This window comes from Mesorhizobium sp. C268A (assembly GCF_040324475.1).
Lineage (GTDB): Bacteria > Pseudomonadota > Alphaproteobacteria > Rhizobiales > Rhizobiaceae > Mesorhizobium.
Window position 1 is genome coordinate 766,668 of record NZ_JAMYVX010000001.1, and the last position, 19,379, is coordinate 786,046.

Sequence of the window (19,379 nt, forward strand, 5' to 3'; positions counted from 1 at the left end):
CGGCTGATTGACTGGAGGCATCTATGTCCTTGCAAAAGCTTCATCCCGAGCAGGTCGACGACACACGCAGGCTTGCCTATTCGACCTTTGCCCCGGCGCTGATCGGTTCGCTCACCAAGCGTCTGGCGCGGTGTCAGGGCGTCAAGGAACTGGGCGCCCTGGAAAAGTCGCTCATCCGGCTGATCGAAGACTCCGATGTCGATGGGCCGCAAGCCGAGGCGATGAAAGAGTTCGCAATCGAACTGGTGGTGTCGACGATATCGGAAGCCCGCGCTCACCCCGACACCAAGAGCGATGTCGAAGCCGTTGGCGAGCGCCGCGCCGAAGGCCGCTCCGAGAACCCGCAGACGCTCGAGGAGCAGTTGCAATCAGGCCTCGAAGACAGTTTTCCGGCCAGCGATCCGCCCGCCGTCGTCTCGACCGCCATTTCCGGCGCCTCGAAGGACCTTGTCGGCACCGACGAGGTGTTGCGCCGCAAGAAGGAGGCGGCGCAACGAAAGCAGGAAAAGGCCGACGCCGGTTAGCCGGACAAGTCGCGCCAGCTCGGGCGGTGAGAAGCCGTCAGCCGAAGCGCTTTTCCGGTGACTGTCCGCTGGATGGTGACTGTTCGCCGGCCCGCGCGACGATCGCCTCGAGCGGCTCCGGCCGGTGAAGCAGAAAACCCTGGCCATAGGCCACGCCCATGCCGCGCAAAATGTCGAGCGCTTCCTGCTGTTCGATCTTTTCGGCCACCACCGCGCAGCCGAGACTTTTGGCGATGCCCGCTATGGCCGAGACGATCTCGCGATCGAAACGGCTTTCCGCGATATTCTCGATGAACGAGCCGTCGATCTTGATCTGATCGACCGGAAAGCGCCGCAAATATTCGAACGAGCTCATGCCGGCGCCGAAATCGTCGAGGCTGACGCGGCATTGCCGCTCGCGCGCCTTGCGCACGAACTGCTCGGCGGCGTCGAAATTGGTGACGGCCGCGGTCTCGGTGATCTCGAAACCGATGCCGGAATGCGGCGCCCCGGTCTCGGCGATGACGGCGTCGACGAAATCCCATAGCAGCGGGTCGCTCAGCGTCTGCGCCGACAGGTTGAAGCCGAGCATGATGGCGCCTGACCGCATCGCCTCGCCATGCTGCGAAAGCGCTGTCCTGATGATCCAGCGGTCCAACCGCGAGGCAATGCCGAAGCGCTCGGCGACCGGAATGAATTCGCTGGGCGGGATCAGCTTGCCATTGCGCCCGGCAAGCCGCGCTAGCACCTCGACATGGCGGCTCTCCTTCCAAGGCTGGCCCAGAAGATGGATCTCCTGGCCGAACAGTTTCAGCCGCCCGTCATCCATGGCGTCGACCGTGTCGGCGGCGACACGCGCCGCGTTGAGGCCGCCGGAGCCCGACGCCGCATCGGCCGAAAACACCGCGAAGCGATTGCGCCCGGCCGCCTTGGCGGCATAGCAGGCGTCGTCTGCGCAGGCCAACGCATCGGCAACTGTGGTGGTGGTGTCCTCGACGAAGGCGATGCCGATGCTGGCCGCGAGCTTTCGCGAGGTCGCCGGCAGTCCGAGGTCGGCGTCACGGACCGCCGCAAGGATGGCGCCCGCCAGCGCCTCGGCTTTGGCCGATTGGCAATTGGGCACCAGCAGCGCGAACTCGTCGCCGCCGAGGCGCGCGGCACGTGCCGATGCCGGCAAGCAGCCCAGAATACCGGCAGCGACACCCTTCAGCGCCAGGTCGCCGGCGGCGTGGCCGGCGAAGTCGTTGAGCGCCTTGAAGTAGTCGAGATCGACATAGAACACCGCCAGCGGCAAAGCCCGCTCGGTGGCGATGTGCACGGCCAGCAGCCGGTCGAAGGCGGCACGATTCAAGAGGCCCGTCAGCGCATCGTGGTGAGCGGCGTAGGCGAGTTCCCGCTCGCGTTTCTTGTCCTCGGTGATATCGCGCACGGTGCCGAGAATCTGGCCCGCTGTCTCAGGCGCCGCGATGAAGCGCACCAGCGATTCGACATGGCGGATTTCGCCGTCGCGCCTGACGATGCGGTATTGCGCGGCGACGACGCCGTCGGTCGAAAGCGGCGCCAGATGGGCGCGCTCTGCGGCATCCTTGTCGTCGGGGTGCAGATAGGAATGCCAGAGGTCGGCGGCCACCTCGTCGGTGTCGGCGACCAGGCCGAATATCTCCCTGGTGCGGGCGTCCCAATAGCTCTTGTTGGCGTCGATATCGTGATGCCAGATGCCGGTGCCGCTGGCCGCCAGCGCCAGGCGAAAGCGCACATTGACCCGCTCCAGTTCGGCTTCCGCCTCTTTCTGCCGGCTGATGTCGGTCTGTACGCCCATCAGCCTGACCGGCCTGCCCGTCTCGTCACGCTCGACAATGCCGCCGCGGTCCAGCACCCAGATCCAGTGGCCGTCCTTGTGCTTGAGGCGTAGCTCGGTCTCGATCGAGGCGGTCAGGCCGGAAATGTGCCGCTCTCCGCTGGCCAGCGCCCGCTGGCGGTCGTCGGGATGCGTCAGCTTCAGCCAGAGGTCGTCGCTGTTGGCAAGCTCGCCATCCTCATAACCCAGCATGTGCGACCAGGTTGGCGAATAGAAACAGTCGCCGCTCAAAATATCCCAGTCCCATACGCCGAGATGAGCGCGTTCGAGCGCAAGCGCCCAGAATTCGCCGTTGCGTATTTTCTCTTCAGCCATGCCCTGGTTTCGCTCACTCCGTCGCCGCCACTATGCACGCAAGCAGAGAAGAAAGCGTTACCGGGTGCGCCGCGCCCACAGTGCGGACAAGGCCTGCAATCGTGCCGGACCATGCCGTAAGGCGTCATCATGCGATTGGGGCTCGTCATGCCATTGGCGCCCTGATTGGAACCGCCCTGCCCGGGCCTGGCTCGACGATCCTTATCGCGCGGCGGCGCGCATTGTCCTCGAGCAGGCCGCGCAGTTCCTCACGGCCGCGCGCGATGCGCGACATCAGCGTGCCGGCCGGCACGCCGAGCATCTCGGCGGCCTCGGCATAGGAGAAGCCCTCGATGGCGACCATGGTCAGCGCGGCACGGCGGTCGGGGCTGATCGCCTGCAGCGCGTCGATGATCTCGCGGGCCGCGACATTCTCCAGCTGGTCGGCGGGAGAGGCCTGCACCTCGCCGGCCTCCAGCGGCAGCATCGAGGCCTCGCCTCGCCGGTTCACCTTGCGCATCTGGTCGATGAACAGATGATGCATGATCGTGAACAGCCATTTTCGCGGGCTCTCTCCCGTCTGCCAGTTGTCCAGCCGCAGCAGCGCCCGCTCCAGGCAGTCCTGGACGAGATCGTCGGCGGAATCGCGGTCGCGCAGCAGCGAGCGCGCATAGCGGCGCAGGCGCGGGATTTCGTCGAGAATTGCTCTCTGCTTTTCGTCCATGACCTTTTGTCTTCGTTTCGGCATGCCGTTGCCGCAAAACCGCTGCGCCCCCGGGTGAGGACAGCTTTGGCTGATCTGAAAAATTCCTCTGTTCATGCCTGTCGTCGGCTCCAAAAACGCTGGGCACTTTTGGGCGACAGGCATGACGCGCTCAGCGCGGCGCGGCGTCGATGGTGACCCGGTGTGGGTAGAAGGCGCCGTGGTCGCGAATTTCAGTCATCTCGTCGAAAGGCTGCTCATAGGCCCACATCGCGTCGTTGCCGGTTTCACCCGCCGGCAGCACGTTCCAGTAGCTGGCGTCACCCTTGTAGGGGCACAGCGTCGACCGCTCCGTCTTCTTGAGCTTGCGGAAGTCGATGTCCTCGAACGGGATGTAGAAGGAGAAGGGATGGGGCGGCTCGGTCACCATTTTGGCTTTTGCCGAGGAAGCGATGATGGTGCCGTTTGCAAACACGACGACACGCCCGGTGAAGGGCTCGACGGTGATCACCTTGCCCGGATTGCGCCTGAAGCCGGGTGACGGGTTCGCATGCTGATCCATGACTGCTCTCCTTGTCCGCTGGTGGTTCGATGCCGGTCGACGGCGTCAGCTCTCACTGGTCACTGATGGGCCGGCGACAGCGGTCACACGCGACAGCTTCTGGCGCTTTTCGAGCTGTGGCTTTTCATAGGTCTTCTTCATCGTTCTTCCTTTTCTGACGTCTGGCAGCCGGTCCGCGCGGCTGCCGGTCGTGGATCATGGCTCCAAGGGACAACAGGCGCATCTCCCGTCCGGCCGATGCGCCGCCGAAGGAAATCCGGGCCAGCGTGGCAAGAACGATTCGCATGTGTTTCGCCGCGATCCGACGGCGGTGGATTTATCTCAGCCGGGACGGCCATGCTTGGGCCGGGCGGAACACGGTTTTGGCGAATGCGGCCCTGTCAGCACGACCGCAAGGCTTGGACAGGCGCGAACAGCTACCGGCGCGGCTATGGCGATGGCTGCTTGGCGCCGGTGCACGCCGCGAAATATCGATAATAAAGGACGACAGGTGAGACTCTACAAAATCAAGATGATTTGCCAGATATTTCGCCTTTTCGGCACGAGAAGCAAAATAAATTTTCGACAGACAAACTTTCACTTCGGAAAAATGTCCATTTCATCTCTGTTAACCAAATATTAACCAAAATTATCCGATACATACCGAAGTTATTCGCTGTCGCAATCCGAATCTAAGTTGTAATAATCATTGCACAGTTCGCTTCTGACATTACTGTATCGTTGATGTCTTGCGAAGCATGCAACGGAGGAGCTGTAGGAGTGAAATCCGGGTCAAGACTGTGTTGCGAGGAACGGTCTGCCCGACGGAGGAAACACGCATGAGATTGCTGAAATATGCGCTGCTGGCGGGAGCGTCGCTGCTTCCCATCCTGCCCGCGATCGCCGCGACCGCGACGGGCAGCATGAATGTCCGCATCACGATTACCGACGAATGCAAGGTGCAGACGGCGAGCGATCTCGATTTCGGCTCGCACGGTGTCATTGATGCGAATGTCGACCAGACCAGCACCATCAACGTGCAATGCACGACCGGCAAGTCCTACAATGTTGGTCTGAGCGCCGGAGCGGGCGCGGGCGCAACGGTTGCTGTTCGCAAGATGACCGGGCCGGCGTCGGCGACGATCGACTACACCATCTACAGGGAAAGCACCCGGACGCAGCTTTGGGGCACCACGATCCCCACCGACACGGTCGGCGGAACCGGCAACGGCGCCATTCAGCCGCTGACGGTCTACGGGCGTGTTCCACCGCAGACGACACCGGCGGCGGGCCTCTACACCGACACCGTTGCGATCACCATAACGTACTGACAATCGATACCAACACGAGGACGATCATGCGATCCATGCTTTCATGCATCGGAGCCACGGCTGTTCTGTTGCTGTGCGCCGGTCTCTCACAAGCCGCTTCGCTCAGGGTGGCGCCGACAAGTCTCGAGCTGATCTCGCCCGACGCCTCGGCGGTTCTCAACCTCAGCAACGATGACCCCAAGCGGCCGATCAATGTGCAGATACGCGTCTTCGCCTGGAGCCAGTCTGGCGGGATCGAGACGCTGACGCCGACCACGGACGTCGTCGCCAGCCCGCCATCGACCAAACTCGGACCCAATGCCCAATACGTGGTTCGCGTCGTGCGCGTGTCGAAGGCGCCGGTGCGGGCCGAGGAAAGCTACCGCGTCATCGTCGACGAGTTACCCGACCCGTCGCGCAAGAAGGCCGGTACGGTCGCGCTCGCGCTGCGCTACTCCGTGCCGGTGTTTTTCCGCGACGCCGATGCGGCCGCGCCGGCAGTCGCCTGGAGTGTTTCGCGCAAGGGCGGCAGTCTTGTGCTGACAGCCAGCAATACCGGTGAAAGTCGTCTCCGCTTGTCCAACCTATCCCTGACCCAGAACGGCAAAAAGCTCGGCAACCGAAACGGGCTCGTCGGTTATGTCCTGGGCGGCGCGACCATGCAGTGGCCGATCGGCAGCGGCAAATCACTGTCAGCGGGCTCCGTGCTTTTGAAGGCACAGAGCGATCTTGGACCCTTCGATGCCAACGTTGCCGTCAAGGGCAAGTAGCGTCGCTGTCATCGTCGCGGTTGCGACTTTCACACCTTGCTTGGCGGTGCGTTCGCAGGAATTTCCGGCCGTGACGAACCTCGAACAGCCGGCTTCCGTTTTGCCAGCGGGCCGCAGCCTCTATCTCGAGGTGTTCATCAACGACGTTTCGACCAAGCTGGTCGGCAATTTTATCGAGATGCCGGATGGTGGGCTGGCGGCGGCGCCCCAAGAGCTGAAGGAGGTCGGCCTGAAACCGCCGGAGGACATAGCCGACGCCGGCGGCCTGGTCAGGCTCGACCAGTTGGCCGACGTTTCGTTTCGGATCGATGAGGTAGCCCAGCGCCTCTACGTCACCGCCGCCAATGACAGCCGCGAGGCGCGCATGCTGGACCTCGGCTTGCGCTTGCAGGACCGGCCGGCGCCGCAATCGGGCTTGGGAGCGGTTCTCAACTATTCGCTGTTTGCCAGCTCCAACACATTGTTCGACAAGGACGTCGAGCTGTTCCAGGGCGTTTCCGGCGGCTTCGATGCGCGCGTGTTCAGCCCCTATGGAACGCTCAGCCAATCCTTCATCGCCGGCTATTCCGACGGCAGGCTGGGCGGCTTCACGCGGCTCAACACGACATGGAGTTATTCCGACCCCGACCGGCTGATGACCTATCGGGCCGGCGACTTCATCTCCGGTGGATTGTCGTGGACGCGTCCGGTCTATCTCGGCGGCATCCAGGCGCAACGCAACTTCCACCTGCGATCGGACCTGGTGACGCTACCCCTGCCCTCCTTCGGCGGCACCGCGGCGGTGCCGTCGACGCTGGAGGTCTATACGCAGAACGTGCGCACCTATTCCGGCGACATCCAGCCCGGGCCGTTCCAGGTCACCAATCTGCCGGTGTTCACGGGCGCAGGACAGGCGCAGGTGGTGCTGCGCGACAGCCTGGGCCGCGAGACCACGGCCACCTTGCCGTTCTATGCCTCCAGCATGCTGCTGCGCCAGGGACTGCTCGACTTTTCCGTCGAGGCAGGGATGGCGCGGCGCAATTTCGGCATCTCCTCCGACGATTATGACAGCCGCGTCATGGGGGTCGCCAGCGCGCGTTACGGCGTGACCGACCGGCTGACATTGGAAGCCCATGCCGAGGGCGGCGCCGATCTGATCAATGGCGGCATAGGTGCTGCCTTCCCGCTCGGGGCATATGGCGCAGCTTCGCTGGCCGTCGCCGGCAGCCATCATGACGGACGCACCGGGTCGCTGGTCGATGCCAGGGCCGAGTTCGGTTATGACGGCTGGGCGATCAACGCCCGCATGCAGCGGTCATTCGGCGGCTTTGAAGATATCGCTTCGGTGACGGCACAGCCGGTCATACTCGATCCCGATGATTTCACCCGTTTCAGCGCCGGCGTGCCGCGGGCGGTCGACCAGGTGACGCTCAGCGTGCCGATGCCGATCGACTTCTCCAGCCTCAACTTCTCCTATACCCACCTCAAGGATGCCGAAGGCGAGACCAGCCAGATCGTCGGCCTCTCCTATAGTCAGGAGATCTTCAAGCGCAGCACGCTCTATGCCACGGCCTTCGCCGATCTCGACGACGGCGACAGTTATGGCATCTTTGCGGGGATTTCGATCCCGTTCAATGACGACGTCATGGCGTCGACGGGTGTCGAGCATGGGCCTGACGGCCTCAATGTCGTGGCCGACCTCGCCAAATCGGAGCGGGCCGAGGACGGCAGCATCGGCTGGCGGCTGCGCACCTCCGAAGGCGAGGTTCCCAACCGTTCGGCAGCGGTGAGCTACCGCGCGTCTTTTGCGCGTTTTGAGGCCGGCGCCCAGCAATTCGACAAGGACTTTCGCGTGACCGGCCAGATGGACGGCGCCATTGCGGTCGCAGGCGGCGGGGTGTTCGCCACCAACCGCATCGACGATGCCTTTGCCGTCGTCGATGTCGGCACGCCTGATGTCGAGGTCTTGCATCAGAACCGGCCGGTAGGCAGGACCGACAGCAAAGGCCGCATCCTGGTCACCGGCCTCAACTCCTATGAGCTGAACACGGTCTCCATCGACCCGAAGAATCTACCAGTCGACGCGGATGTCCCGGCTACCAAGGAGACCGTCGTCCCAGCCGACCGCAACGGCGTCGTGCTGAAGTTCGGCGTGTCCGAGGCGGCGCAGGCCGCGCTGGTGACGCTGGTCGACTCGAGCGGAACGCCGCTCGAAGCCGGACTGTCGGGACGCGTCGATGGCGGCACCGAAGACTTCGTCGTCGGCTATGACGGGCAGGCCTATATCAAGGGCCTCGGCAAGCAGAATTCAGTGCAGGTCGAGCGCGCTGACGGCGGTTCATGCCGGGCAGAGTTTCCCTTCGAGGCGGCGCGCGGCCGGCAAGTGGTGATCGGGAACGTGGTGTGCCAATGAGAGCTGGAGGAAAAATGCTGCGCGCCGTAATCATCGCCCTGCTGCTGGTGCTGCTCCCGTCGCTCGCCCGGGCGCAGAGCTGCAGTTACACCGTCACCAGTTTGAATTTCGGCCTCATCGACACGCTGTCGGGCACCGCGGCGACATCGACAGCCACCTTCACCGCGACTTGCAGCGGCAGTTTGCCATTGCTGCTGCCCGTCCTGGTCTGTCCGCATATTGCCGCCGGCACCGGCGGTGCAACCTCGGCGGCGGCCCGGCAGATGGCGAGCGGCGTCAACAGCCTCAACTATCAACTCTATTCGGACCCCGCAATGAGCGTTGTCTGGGGCACCTATAACTGGGCCTATGCCTCGCGCCCGCCACCGCTGCTGCTGAGCCCCAATCTCTTCGGCAACTCAATCGACACCCTGACGCTCTATGGCCGGGTTCCCGGCGGCCAGGCGACCGTTCCGCCGGGCACTTATCTGTCGACATTTTCGGGCGGGCAACTCGAGTTCCGCTCCCGGACAACCCTGTTGAGCAGCAGCTGCAACACCGGCGCGGGCAACTTGGGCGCCAGTCCGACCTTCACCATCAACGCCACGGTCGCGGCAAACTGCCTGGTCGCCACCCAGAACATCGATTTCGGCTCCAAGGGCGTGCTCGACGCCAATGCCGATGCCACCGGCCAGGTCTCGGTCACCTGCACGCCGTCGACCGCCTATACGGTTTCCCTGAATGGCGGCACGACAGGCGGCACGCCGACCAATCGCAAGATGTCGAAGGGCGGCGAGCGGGTCACCTACGGCCTCTACAAGGACGCCGCGCGCTCGCAGCCCTGGGGTGACGCCGGAACGCCGGGAAGCACGGTGGCCGGCACCGGAACCGGCTTGGCGCAACCGCTCATCGTCTACGGCCGCGTGCCGCCGCAGACGACGCCCTCGGCCGGCGTCTACACCGACACGGTGGTGGTGACCATCACCTATTGATCGCGGCCCGCCTCGCCGTTGGCCGGCGCCAGCCAGCGCGCGTAAATCTCGCCGACGATGCCGCGGCGAAAGACCAGCACGCAGATCATGAAGATCAGGCCGGTGGCGATGGTCACCGGGAAGCCGGAGGTGGCGAGCGTGTTTTCCAGCCCGACGACGAGGCCGGCGCCGACGACAGGACCGACCATGGTGCCGATGCCGCCGAGCAGCGTCATCAGGATCACCTCGCCTGACATCTGCCAGGTGACGTCGGTCAGCGTCGCGAACTGGAAGACGACCGCCTTGGTGGCGCCGGCAAGCCCGGCAAGGGCTGCCGACATGACGAAGGCGGCGAGCTTGTAGCGGCCGACCGAATAGCCCAGCGAGATGGCACGGTTCTCGTTCTCGCGGATCGAACGCAGGATCATGCCGAAGGGCGAGTTGACGATGCGCCAGACGGCGAAGACGCCGATGAGGAATACGGCAAGCACGACGAAATACATGTTGAGCGTGACGTTGAGATCGACGATGCCGAACAGATGCCCGCGCGGCACGCCCTGTATGCCGTCCTCGCCTTCGGTGAACGGCGCCTGGACGCAGAAGAAATAAAACATCTGCGCCAGCGCCAGCGTGATCATCGAGAAATAGATGCCTTGCCGGCGGATGGCGAGGAAGCCCATGACCAGGCCGAGCACGGCCGCTCCGGCGGTGCCGAGCAGGATGCCGGCCTCGGGCGGCCAGCCCCATGCCTTGACGGCGTAGGCGCAGAAATAGGCGGCGGCGCCGTAGAAGGTGGCGTGGCCGAACGACAACAGCCCGGTGTAGCCGAGCAGCAGGTTGAAGGCGCAGGCAAACAGCGCGAAGCACAGCATCTTCATCAGGAAGATCGGATAGACGAAGAAGGGCGCGGCTATCAGCGCCAGTATGGCCAATGCCAGCAATACCCGCTCCAGCCGCACGGAGGCGGCGGTGCGCTGTTGGTGAAGGGTTGCCTCGCTCATCTCAGGCGTCCCTTCCGAACAGGCCGGCGGGGCGCAGGAGCAGCACGATCGCCATGATGACGAAGACGACGAGGTTCGACGCCTCGGGATAGAACACCTTGGTCAGGCCCTCGGCGAGGCCGAGCATATAGCCGGTGACGATGGCCCCGAGGATCGAACCCATGCCGCCGACCACGACGACGGCAAAGACGACGATGATGATATCGGAGCCCATCAGCGGACTGACCTGGTAGACGGGCGCGGCGAGAATACCGGCAAGGCCGGCGAGCGCCGCGCCGAGCCCATAGGTGAGCGTCAGCAGCAGCGGCACGTTGACGCCGAAGGCCTGCACCAGCTCCGGATTCTCGGTCGCGGCGCGCAGATAGGAGCCGAGCCTGGTCTTTTCGATCAGGAGCCAGGTGCCAATGCAGATAATGAGCGAGGCCACCACCACCCAGCCGCGATAGTTGGGCAGGAACATGAAGCCGAGATTGGTGCCGCCGGCAAGCTGCGCCGGAACGGCATATGGGTTGCCTGACACACCGTAGTAGAAACGGAACACGCCTTCGATGACCAGCGCCAGTCCGAAGGTGAACAGCAGCCCGTAGAGCGGATCCAGGCGGTAGAGCCGCGACAGCGCCACGCGCTCGACCGCCATGCCGAAGACGCCAACGATGAGCGGAACCAGGAGCAGCGCCGGCCAGTAGCCGATGCCGAGATGGACGAGCAGCAGGTAACCGATGAAGGCGCCGAGCATATAGAGTGCGCCATGGGCGAAATTGATGATCCGCAGCAGGCCGAAGATGACGGCCAGGCCGAGGCTCAGCATGGCGTAGAAGGAGCCGTTGATCAGCCCGACCAGCATCTGGCCGAGCAAGGCCTGGACGGGGATGCCGAAGATCATGGTCATGGCGTCACCGAGGGTGTTGCAAGCGGGATGCGTCTGTGCGGCACGTACCCCCACCCGGACCTTCGGTCCGACCTCCCTACAAGGGGAAGGTAGGGCGGTGGCCCTCCACCCTCCCCCTTGTGGGGAGGGTCGCTGCGCAGCAGCGGGGTGGGGGTACTGCCGTGGGCTGTCGTCATCATACCCCCAACACCTCGTGCAGCTGTTGCGTGTGAGCGGCAAGCTCGCTTACGGCAAAACCCTCCACCACCTTGCCATGCTCCATCAGATAGAAGCGGTCGGCGATGCGCGCGGCGAAGCGGAAATTCTGCTCGACGAGCAGGATGGTCATGCCGCGCTTTTTCAAGGTCGCCAGCAGTTCGCCGATGCGCTGGACGATGACCGGCGCCAGGCCTTCGGTTGGCTCGTCGAGCAGCAGCATCTGCACGCCCGTCCGCAGGATGCGGGCGATGGCCAGCATCTGCTGTTCGCCGCCGGAGAGTTTGGTGCCGGGGCTGTTGCGGCGCTCCTTGAGGTTGGGAAAGAGATCGAAGATTTCCTCGACGCTCATGCCGCCCTTGGCCACCACCGGCGGCAGGATCAGGTTTTCGTCGACGGTGAGCGTGGCGAAGATGCCGCGTTCCTCCGGCACGAAGCCGATGCCGCGATGGGCAACACGATGCAGCGGCAGGCGCATCAGGTCGCTGCCGTCGAAGGCGACGCTGCCGCTGCGCTTGCGGACCAGCCCCATGATGGCGCGCAGCGTTGTGGTCTTGCCGACACCGTTGCGGCCGAGCAGCGTCACCGTCTCACCGCGAAAAACGTCGAGGTTGACGCCATGCAGCGCATGGCCCTCGCCATACCAGGCGTGGAGATCGCGCACGGCAAGCATCGGCTCACTCATGCTCGGTCCCCCTGCTCGGTCCCCATGTAAGCGATCCTGACGCGCTCGTCCTTGCTCACCGTTGCGTAATCGCCGGCGGCGAGCACCTGGCCGCGCTGCATGACGGTGATCCAGTCGCAAAGGTCGGCGACGACGGTGAGATTGTGCTCGACCATCAGCACGGCGCGGTCCGTTGCCAGCGAGCGGATGATGCCGGAAATGACGCCGACATCCTCGTGCCCCATGCCGGCCATCGGCTCGTCGAGCAGCAGCACTTTCGGGTCGAGCGCCAGCGTGGTGGCGATCTCGAGCACGCGCTTTCGGCCATAGGAGAGATCGCCGGCCGGACGATGCGCGACATCGTCGAGACCGACGACGGCAAGCAGTTCGCGCGCCCGTGGCGTCAGTTTATCGAGCGCCGACAGCGAGCGCCAGAACTGGAAGCCGAGCCCGCTCGGCCGCTGCAAGGCGACGCGGACATTGTCGAGCACGCTCAGATGCGGAAAGATCGCCGATATCTGGAACGAGCGGACGAGGCCCATGCGCGCCACCCTGGCCGGCGCGGTGCGGGTGATGTCGTTGCCCAACAGTTCGATCCTGCCGCTGCTCGGCTGCAGGAACTTGGTCAAGAGGTTGAAGATTGTCGTCTTGCCGGCGCCGTTCGGCCCGATCAGCGCATGGATCTGGCCGTGATGGACGTCGAGGTCGACATTGTTGACGGCGACGAAACCGGCAAAGTCGCGCCGCAGGCCGCGGGCGGAGAGCACCACCCGCGGCTTGATTTCGGCACCGTCCGGCTGGACGGCCACGGCTTGCGCCAGCGTCACTTGGTGACGAGCGGGCAGCCGCTGTCTTCAGCCTTGATGAAGGCCTTGTCGCCCGGAATGGTCGCAAGGTAGGTGTAGTAATCCCAGTCCTTCTTGCTCTCCTCGGGCTTCTTGACCTGGTAGAGATACATGTCGTGGACCATCGAGCCGTCGGCCTGTACCTTGCCGTTGGCGTTGATGATGTCGTCGACGGGCATTTCATGGAGTTGCTTGGCGACCGCCTCGGTCTCGTCGGTGCCGGCCTTGTCGATGGCCTTGAGATATTGCAGCACCGCCGAATAGGTGCCGGCCTGGATCATGTTGGGCATGCGGTTGGTGCGCTTGAAGAAGCGCCCGGCGAAGTCGCGACTCTTGTCGTCGCGGTCCCAGTAAAACCCTTCGGTGAGCACCACGCCCTGCGCCGCCTGCAGTCCGAGGCCGTGCACCTCGGCAAGCGTGAACAGAAGGGCTGCCAGCCGCTGGCCGCCGGCGACGATGCCGAACTCGGCCGCCTGCTTGATGGTATTGGAGGTGTCGAGGCCGGCATTGGCAAGGCCGATAACCTTGGCGCCGGAGGACTGCGCCTGCAGCAGGAAGGAGGAATAATCCGTCGATCCCAAGGGGTAACGCACCTCGCCCAGCACTTTGCCGCCGCTTGCCTCAACAACCTTTGAGGTCTGCTCCTTCAGCGAATAGCCGAAGGCATAGTCGACGGTGATGAAATACCAGCTGTCGCCGCCCTGCTGCACCAGCGCGCCGCCGGTGCCGACCGCCTGCGAGTGGGTATCGTAAGCCCAGTGGAAACCGTAGGGCGAGCATTGCTTGCCGGTCAGGTCGGCCGATGCCGCTCCGGTGACGATGTCGATCTTCTTCTTTTCCTTGGACAACCCCTGGACGGCGAGCGCCACCGAGGATGTCGTCAGTTCCATGATCGCGTCGACCTGCTCGGTGTCGTACCACTGGCGCGCAATGTTGGAGGCAATGTCGGGCTTGTTCTGGTGATCGGCGTTGACGATCTCGATTGGCGCGCCCTGCACCTTGCCGCCAAAATCCTCGACCGCCATCCTGGCGGCCTCGACCGACCATTTGCCGCCGAAATCGGCATAGACGCCCGACTGGTCGTTGAGGATGCCGATCTTGACCTTGCCGTCGGAAATTTCGCCGGCCGCCGCCGGCATCGCAGTCGCCGCAAGCAGCGCGACTGAGACGAGATAGGATGCTTTCACAGGTGGTTCCTCCCTTGTGGCCGACGCTGGAAAACGCGGCGGCCTTGCAATGGTTCAACAGCTCCGTCCGGTACTCGCTGAAATCCGGGCCAGCGCCCGCCACTTCTCCTCTTGGCAACCCCTCCGCCCTGGGTGCGCCGGGAACCGTAGCATCACATTTCGCAAGGGGAGAATGCTATTTTCGTAGCATGGCGTGTGGGCGCTACCAGTCCGGCTCAATTGGAAGGTCTTCGGAAAAGCCGCTCGGGCCAGGAAGGGACAGCGTTGCGGCCGCGGCGTCTCGCAATGTCGCCGGAGGCCTTTTTAGATGTTCGCTGTCCAGCGGAAGGGCAAGATAGGCGGTGGCAATGCGTGCAGCCGCTTCCGCCTGTTCACGATCTCTCATTGCCTTGACCGCAGACCGATCAGGCAGCGTGGCCAGCCAAGCCTTGTGCAGAGCGAACATTCGAGGGTCGACCGTCGGCATGCTTACGGGATAGCCACGCTCATCGATCGCCACAGCCTCCACCTTCGGGGCGTTGATGAGCCATTGCAGCCCCTCCATGGGTGCGCTGTCGAGATCGTCGGCATGCTGTGTAATCGAGGTAGTGGCGTTGTCCTTGAGGACATGTCTTGCCTGCGGACGGATCAGGTCGACCAGATAGCCATCACGGTTCGCTGCCCTGAAGGCCCGGGGCTGGAGCGGCTTGAAGGACCTGTCCACTTTACGCAACACGCCTATCAGGCCGGACTGGCTTACCCTCTCGCCGGTCACGAAGCTGATGCGACGTCGCGAATCGAAGAGCAGGTCGATGTCGCCGGTTGCCGTGAGACCGCTGGTGATCTGGACGCCCGCCAGAGCCTCGTAAGCGAACAGCGCATTCGTGCCGACAACCAGCAACTGCTTGCCCAGCAGGTCTGTTTCGGCGCACCGCCGCAATATCCGTGCGGCGATGGCCGGTACCCTGCCCAACCCCATTGCCACATTGACTTTCGCCAGGCCGTTCAGGCGATCGGCCAGACCTGCCAGCAGATCCTTGTTCTGCACCCTGCCCTCGGAAAACGCAGCGAACGCCTTCTCCGTCTGGCTGCTTTTCGGCCCGAGTGAATTCTCGACCTGCCGGACCTTCCGCAGCAGGTATTCAGCACCGCTGCGCTCAACCCAGCGCATGCTGCCTGCAAAGCGCCTTTGGCGCTGGTCATCAGCACGCTGCCAGGCCTCGTAGACCTGTTGCGTATCTATGAGTTGGCGCCGCTGCTCGCCGGTCAACTCTCTCAGCATCGTTTTCCACTCTTAAGCCAAGATCAAGTTAACATAGTGGAAAACTCTTAATTAACAATATGTTGCTATGTTTTTTCCACTATCGCAGCTATCACCCACACGCCGAGTGGAAAATACCCTAAAAACAATAGGTTATGTCCAAGAAAGGGAGGCCAGAACCTCACACGCGGGTTTTTAGCTGCGCGCACCATGGCAGCCGCTTGCCGTCGCCTCACCGCTTCTGCGGATAGATCGTCTCGCCGCGCTTCAGCATCTCGACAAAAGCCTCGATCTTCTTCCTGCGCCCCGCCTCCGTCTTCATGTTGTGCGTTCGAAACGCCAGCGCGAACCGGTTCTGGGCGGAAAGCTTTGCCAGCATCTCCTTCGCCTTCGGCTCGGCATCGATGGCGGCCTGCAGATCGTCAGGGATCTTCATGTCCTTGCCTGAGGCATAGGCGCGGTCCCAGCGGCCGTCGGCCTTGGCCGCCTCGACCTGTTTCAGCCCGTGTTCGGTCATGCGGCCCTCCTCGACCAGGCGGGCGACATTGTCGATGTTGATCTTGCTCCAGATGCTCTTCTTGCCGCGCGGCGTGTAGCGCTGCAGAAAGCTCTTGTCGTCGAGCGGCTTGCGTATGGCGTCGATCCAGCCGAAGCACAGCGCCACGTCGATGGCCTGCTTCGGCGTGATCGAGGCGAGGCCCGAGCCGACCTTGTGGACCTTGATCCAGACCTCGCTCTCGCCGGCATGATTTTCGCGCAGCCAGGCGTAAAAACTGTCGGGATCGGGGAATTCATGAACCTTGTCGGGATCGACCTTGAACGGCGCCATCATCACCTCGTTGTTGCCGGGCCGGCTGTATCGGCTGTCGATGCCAGTTTCCGTCAGCGGCGTCGATACCCCCTAGCCTATTGCGAGCCGGCTTGCGCCGCAGCCGACGCCCGTGGCAGTTTCCTGCTGGTCAGCCGGGCAAGGCAGACTGCAATTCGGGGGAAATGCCATGCGAGCGATGTTACTCGGCCTCATCCTTCTGCTGCCGACCTCGGCACTGGCCGAACCGATCGAAACCCAGAAAATCATCACCGCGCTGACCGGCGACTTCAATGGCGACGGCGCCGCCGATCTGGCGATGATCGTCGAGACCGAGCCCGAAGACGATACCATGGACATGCATTTCTTCCTGAGGGACAAAAAGTACAATTTTCTGAAACCCGCCGGCGTCGTGCATGAGCAGGTCTACGGCGAATGGAACGACTACGACCAGCCGCATTATGAGGGCTCCGGCATCGAACCGGAGTTGACCTTGCTGCCCAACGGCTCGATCAAGATCTATCTGCCGGGGCTGATCGGCCCCGGCGAGCGGACCGACATGACGCTGACCATCGCCTGGCGCAACGAGGCCTTCGTCGTCGCCGGCGTTGCCTATGACCATTACAAATACCAGTCCGTTGTCGTCTACAGCAGCTGCGACTACGACGTGCTGACCGGCAAGGGCAAAAGTATGCAGACGCAGGATGATGATAGCAAGGTGAACAGTATCGTGTCTGTCGAAGGCCAGGTCGTGCCCTTCGCGGAGTGGGACACGGGGACGCCTTTTAGGGTGTGCGGGGATTGAGGGGGCAGCCAATCTCCCCCCTTGTGGGGGAGATGGCCGGCAGGGGGGCCGCTGTCCCGCCAACGCACCGGCTAGTGTCAGCCACGTTTATCCCGCGATTCTTGTCAGAAAATAGATCGAGAGGTCGCGATCCTTCGCGCCCCCCCTCTGCCCTGCCGGGCATCTCCCCCACTTGGGGGGAGATTGGCTTCACTGCAGATGCGGTTTCTTCAAAAAGCTGTTTCGGTCGGCGGATTTCACTCGCAGCCAAGTCTCACGACCGTCACGCACGACCCTGAGAGGAATCTCCGAACCCGCCGGATTCTGCCATAGCTTGCGGTAGAAATCGGCGAGACCGTCGACCTCGCCATCGCGCACGTCGGAGATGATGTCGCCCTGGCGCAGGCCGGCCTTGGCGGCGGGGCCGCCTTCGGCGACGCTCATCACCACGACCGCACCGTTCGACTCGGCCGAGAAGGCGCCGAGCCATGGGCGCGGCGGCTTCGCCACCTGGCCGCGCGTCAGGAGATCGTCGAGGATCGGGGTCAGAAGGTTGATCGGCACGACCATGTTGATGTCGGCGACCTCGCCGTTGCGGCTCATCTGCAAAAGCAGCGAACCGATGCCGAGCAGGCTGCCATCCTGGCCGATGAGCGCCGCGCCGCCCCAGGACGGATGCGCCGGGGCAATGAAGATCGCCTCGTCGAGCAGATATTCCCAATAGCCGGCGAATTCCTGCTTGGTGACGATGTGTGCCTTGACCGAGCGGCCGGTGCCGTCGGCAAACACCACGGGGTCGCCGATCTTCGCCTTCGAGGCGTCACCCAGCGCCACCGCCGGCAGGCCGAGCGGCGCCAGCGCCTGCACCAGGCCGAAGCCTGTCTCCTGGTCATAGGCCAGCGCATGCGCCGGCACGACGCGGCCGTCCTGGTCGGTCAGCCAGACCTCCTCGGCCTCGGTGATGAGATAGCCGATGGTGAGCACCAGCCCGTCGCCGCGGATGACGACGCCGCTGCCTTCCCGGCGCGTGCCCAGGGCATTGGCCGTGAAGGCATCGTCGGGAACCATGGCGCGCACGCCAACGACGGAGCGCAAGAGCGGGGAAACGGGATCGATCGGCATGCGGTCATCCTGGCAGATATGCGTGGGCAGTATCCTCTATAGGTATGCCGCGCTGCACAGGGCGCAAGGGCTTAGGCAACAAGGCAATCATTTCAGGAGGCTGGCGCTGCCCCTCATCCGCCTGCCGGCACCTTCTCCCCGTATAGTGACGGGGAGAAGGGAGATGGCCGCAACATCGGCGCTCTTGGCAACGCTGGCAATTGGGGAAATCAGTAGGCGACAGCGTCCTTCTCCCCGTCACTATACGGGGAGAAGTGCCCGGCAGGGCGATGAGGGGCGGCGCCGACATCGATAATAGTTCAACACAAGTTGAACCTTTCTGAATTGCACCTATGTGTTCCCGTATCTAGGTTCCGCCGACTTTTCCGCCATCAGTCTCGCGCCGTCGCGCAAGTCGTTTCGCCCGCCAAACCAAGGAATTTCCCGCATGACCGAATACACCCCGCCGAAAGTCTGGAGCTGGAAGAAAGCCAATGGCGGTACGTTCGCCAGCATCAACCGGCCTATTGCCGGTCCGACGCATGACAAGGTGCTGCCGGTCGGCAAGCATCCGCTGCAGCTCTATTCGCTGGCGACGCCGAATGGGGTCAAAGTGACTGTCATGCTGGAGGAGCTTCTGGCGCTCGGCCACAAGGGCGCCGAATACGACGCCTGGCTGATCCGCATCAACGATGGCGACCAGTTCGGCTCGGGCTTTGTCGAGGTCAACCCCAACTCCAAGATCCCGGCGCTGCTCGACCGCAGCGGCAAGACGCCTGTCCGCGTCTTCGAGTCCGGCTCGATCCTGCTTTATCTCGCGGAAAAGTTCGGCGAGTTCCTGCCGACCGAACAGCCGGCGCGCGCGGAAACCTTGTCCTGGCTGTTCTGGCAGATGGGTTCGGCGCCCTATCTCGGCGGCGGCTTCGGCCATTTCTACGCCTATGCGCCCGAAAAAATCGAATACGCCATCGACCGCTTCGCCATGGAGACCAAGCGCCAGCTCGACGTGCTCGACCGGCGGCTGGCGGAGACTGAATATCTCGGCGGCGCCTTCTATTCGATCGCCGACATGGCGGTATGGCCCTGGTATGGCGGCCTTGCGCTCGGCCGCATGTACAATGATTCCGCCGAATTCCTGTCGGTGCAGGACTACGAGCACGTACAACGCTGGGCCAAGGCGATCGACGCCCGCCCGACCGTGCAACGCGGCCGCATGGTCAACCGCGCCTTCGGCGACCCCGCCATGCAACTGCACGAGCGCCACGACGCCAGCGATTTCGAGACGAAGACGCAGGACAAATTGGTGGTGGCGGAGTGAGCTAATCTCCCCCCTTGAGGGGGAGA

At 63.5% G+C, this 19,379-nt stretch carries 18 protein-coding genes; 7 read left to right on the forward strand and 11 right to left on the reverse strand.

The annotated features are described in order from the left end of the window. Nucleotides 1-23: 23 nt before the first annotated feature. Nucleotides 24-524, forward strand: a complete 501-nt coding sequence (locus tag NKL06_RS03935; protein ID WP_023693749.1) for a hypothetical protein — start codon at nt 24-26, stop codon at nt 522-524. 37 nt (nt 525-561) lie between these two features. On the opposite strand, the gene NKL06_RS03940 is transcribed toward NKL06_RS03935, so the two are convergent. The 3 genes from NKL06_RS03940 to NKL06_RS03950 all read right to left on the reverse strand — a co-directional run bounded on the left by NKL06_RS03940 (nt 562) and on the right by NKL06_RS03950 (nt 3,920). Beyond that, nucleotides 562-2,676, reverse strand: coding sequence for an EAL domain-containing protein (locus tag NKL06_RS03940; protein ID WP_023693750.1), 2,115 nt, complete (start codon nt 2,674-2,676; stop codon nt 562-564). A gap of 145 nt (nt 2,677-2,821) precedes the next feature. Continuing rightward, entirely contained in the window at nt 2,822-3,379 is a 558-nt protein-coding gene (locus NKL06_RS03945) for an RNA polymerase sigma factor (RefSeq protein WP_023693751.1), read from the reverse strand. A gap of 151 nt (nt 3,380-3,530) precedes the next feature. After that, complete coding sequence (locus NKL06_RS03950) at nt 3,531-3,920, reverse strand: DUF427 domain-containing protein (protein ID WP_023693752.1); 390 nt, start codon at nt 3,918-3,920, stop codon at nt 3,531-3,533. An 818-nt stretch (nt 3,921-4,738) separates the two neighbouring features. Here NKL06_RS03950 and NKL06_RS03955 point away from each other — a divergent pair. The 4 genes from NKL06_RS03955 to NKL06_RS03970 are packed head-to-tail and all read left to right on the forward strand — an operon-like array spanning nt 4,739 to nt 9,342. Next, the gene (locus NKL06_RS03955; protein ID WP_023685937.1) at nt 4,739-5,230 is read left to right on the forward strand and encodes a Csu type fimbrial protein; all 492 of its coding nucleotides are present in this window, start codon (nt 4,739-4,741) and stop codon (nt 5,228-5,230) included. A 26-nt stretch (nt 5,231-5,256) separates the two neighbouring features. Further along, on the forward strand, nt 5,257-5,979 hold the full coding sequence (locus tag NKL06_RS03960; RefSeq protein ID WP_023693753.1) for a fimbrial biogenesis chaperone: 723 nt from the start codon (nt 5,257-5,259) through the stop codon (nt 5,977-5,979). Beyond that, the gene (locus NKL06_RS03965) at nt 5,951-8,371 is read left to right on the forward strand and encodes a fimbria/pilus outer membrane usher protein (protein ID WP_023807755.1); all 2,421 of its coding nucleotides are present in this window, start codon (nt 5,951-5,953) and stop codon (nt 8,369-8,371) included. The genes NKL06_RS03960 and NKL06_RS03965 overlap by 29 nt, the downstream gene beginning before the upstream one ends. A gap of 14 nt (nt 8,372-8,385) precedes the next feature. Then, nucleotides 8,386-9,342, forward strand: a complete 957-nt coding sequence (locus NKL06_RS03970; protein WP_023693755.1) for a Csu type fimbrial protein — start codon at nt 8,386-8,388, stop codon at nt 9,340-9,342. Here the strand turns inward: NKL06_RS03970 and NKL06_RS03975 are convergent. From NKL06_RS03975 to NKL06_RS04005, 7 genes are all read right to left on the reverse strand, one after another. Continuing rightward, nucleotides 9,336-10,322, reverse strand: a complete 987-nt coding sequence (locus NKL06_RS03975) for a branched-chain amino acid ABC transporter permease (protein WP_023693756.1) — start codon at nt 10,320-10,322, stop codon at nt 9,336-9,338. The genes NKL06_RS03970 and NKL06_RS03975 overlap by 7 nt on opposite strands. 1 nt (nt 10,323) lies before the next feature. Further along, on the reverse strand, nt 10,324-11,211 hold the full coding sequence (locus tag NKL06_RS03980) for a branched-chain amino acid ABC transporter permease (RefSeq protein ID WP_023693757.1): 888 nt from the start codon (nt 11,209-11,211) through the stop codon (nt 10,324-10,326). 175 nt (nt 11,212-11,386) lie between these two features. Continuing rightward, nucleotides 11,387-12,091 carry an ABC transporter ATP-binding protein gene (locus NKL06_RS03985; protein ID WP_023693758.1) on the reverse strand — a complete coding sequence of 235 codons (705 nt, stop codon included), beginning with the start codon at nt 12,089-12,091 and terminating at the stop codon, nt 11,387-11,389. Continuing rightward, the gene (locus tag NKL06_RS03990; protein WP_352580045.1) at nt 12,088-12,879 is read right to left on the reverse strand and encodes an ABC transporter ATP-binding protein; all 792 of its coding nucleotides are present in this window, start codon (nt 12,877-12,879) and stop codon (nt 12,088-12,090) included. Before NKL06_RS03990 ends, NKL06_RS03985 begins: the two co-directional genes overlap by 4 nt. Before the next feature lie 14 nt (nt 12,880-12,893). Next, complete coding sequence (locus NKL06_RS03995) at nt 12,894-14,102, reverse strand: ABC transporter substrate-binding protein (protein WP_023693760.1); 1,209 nt, start codon at nt 14,100-14,102, stop codon at nt 12,894-12,896. A gap of 202 nt (nt 14,103-14,304) precedes the next feature. Further along, complete coding sequence (locus NKL06_RS04000) at nt 14,305-15,363, reverse strand: GSU2403 family nucleotidyltransferase fold protein (RefSeq protein ID WP_023693761.1); 1,059 nt, start codon at nt 15,361-15,363, stop codon at nt 14,305-14,307. A gap of 211 nt (nt 15,364-15,574) precedes the next feature. Beyond that, on the reverse strand, nt 15,575-16,171 hold the full coding sequence (locus NKL06_RS04005) for a YdeI/OmpD-associated family protein (protein WP_023693762.1): 597 nt from the start codon (nt 16,169-16,171) through the stop codon (nt 15,575-15,577). Nucleotides 16,172-16,340: 169 nt separating this feature from the next. Here NKL06_RS04005 and NKL06_RS04010 point away from each other — a divergent pair, with 169 nt between their 5' ends. Next, nucleotides 16,341-16,955, forward strand: coding sequence for a hypothetical protein (locus tag NKL06_RS04010; protein WP_023693763.1), 615 nt, complete (start codon nt 16,341-16,343; stop codon nt 16,953-16,955). A gap of 189 nt (nt 16,956-17,144) precedes the next feature. Here the strand turns inward: NKL06_RS04010 and NKL06_RS04015 are convergent, their stop codons facing one another. Further along, complete coding sequence (locus tag NKL06_RS04015) at nt 17,145-18,056, reverse strand: S1C family serine protease (RefSeq protein ID WP_023671416.1); 912 nt, start codon at nt 18,054-18,056, stop codon at nt 17,145-17,147. 427 nt (nt 18,057-18,483) lie between these two features. Here NKL06_RS04015 and yghU point away from each other — a divergent pair, with 427 nt between their 5' ends. Continuing rightward, nucleotides 18,484-19,353: a glutathione-dependent disulfide-bond oxidoreductase gene (gene yghU / locus NKL06_RS04020; RefSeq protein WP_023693764.1), complete on the forward strand. Its 870-nt coding sequence runs from the start codon at nt 18,484-18,486 to the stop codon at nt 19,351-19,353. The last annotated feature ends 26 nt before the right edge of the window (nt 19,354-19,379 follow it).

Coding starts and splice junctions, on each gene's coding strand:
- NKL06_RS04005 (WP_023693762.1), bottom strand. CDS start 16,171: ATGGCGCCGTTCAAGGTCGATCCCGACAAGGTTCATGAATTCCCCGAT.
- NKL06_RS03945 (WP_023693751.1), bottom strand. CDS start 3,379: ATGGACGAAAAGCAGAGAGCAATTCTCGACGAAATCCCGCGCCTGCGC.
- NKL06_RS03970 (WP_023693755.1), top strand. CDS start 8,386: ATGCTGCGCGCCGTAATCATCGCCCTGCTGCTGGTGCTGCTCCCGTCG.
- NKL06_RS03955 (WP_023685937.1), top strand. CDS start 4,739: ATGAGATTGCTGAAATATGCGCTGCTGGCGGGAGCGTCGCTGCTTCCC.
- NKL06_RS03965 (WP_023807755.1), top strand. CDS start 5,951: ATGCCAACGTTGCCGTCAAGGGCAAGTAGCGTCGCTGTCATCGTCGCG.
- NKL06_RS03985 (WP_023693758.1), bottom strand. CDS start 12,091: ATGAGTGAGCCGATGCTTGCCGTGCGCGATCTCCACGCCTGGTATGGC.
- yghU (WP_023693764.1), top strand. CDS start 18,484: ATGACCGAATACACCCCGCCGAAAGTCTGGAGCTGGAAGAAAGCCAAT.
- NKL06_RS03935 (WP_023693749.1), top strand. CDS start 24: ATGTCCTTGCAAAAGCTTCATCCCGAGCAGGTCGACGACACACGCAGG.
- NKL06_RS04010 (WP_023693763.1), top strand. CDS start 16,341: ATGCGAGCGATGTTACTCGGCCTCATCCTTCTGCTGCCGACCTCGGCA.
- NKL06_RS03980 (WP_023693757.1), bottom strand. CDS start 11,211: ATGACCATGATCTTCGGCATCCCCGTCCAGGCCTTGCTCGGCCAGATG.
- NKL06_RS03950 (WP_023693752.1), bottom strand. CDS start 3,920: ATGGATCAGCATGCGAACCCGTCACCCGGCTTCAGGCGCAATCCGGGC.
- NKL06_RS03960 (WP_023693753.1), top strand. CDS start 5,257: ATGCGATCCATGCTTTCATGCATCGGAGCCACGGCTGTTCTGTTGCTG.
- NKL06_RS03940 (WP_023693750.1), bottom strand. CDS start 2,676: ATGGCTGAAGAGAAAATACGCAACGGCGAATTCTGGGCGCTTGCGCTC.
- NKL06_RS04000 (WP_023693761.1), bottom strand. CDS start 15,363: ATGCTGAGAGAGTTGACCGGCGAGCAGCGGCGCCAACTCATAGATACG.
- NKL06_RS03975 (WP_023693756.1), bottom strand. CDS start 10,322: ATGAGCGAGGCAACCCTTCACCAACAGCGCACCGCCGCCTCCGTGCGG.
- NKL06_RS04015 (WP_023671416.1), bottom strand. CDS start 18,056: ATGCCGATCGATCCCGTTTCCCCGCTCTTGCGCTCCGTCGTTGGCGTG.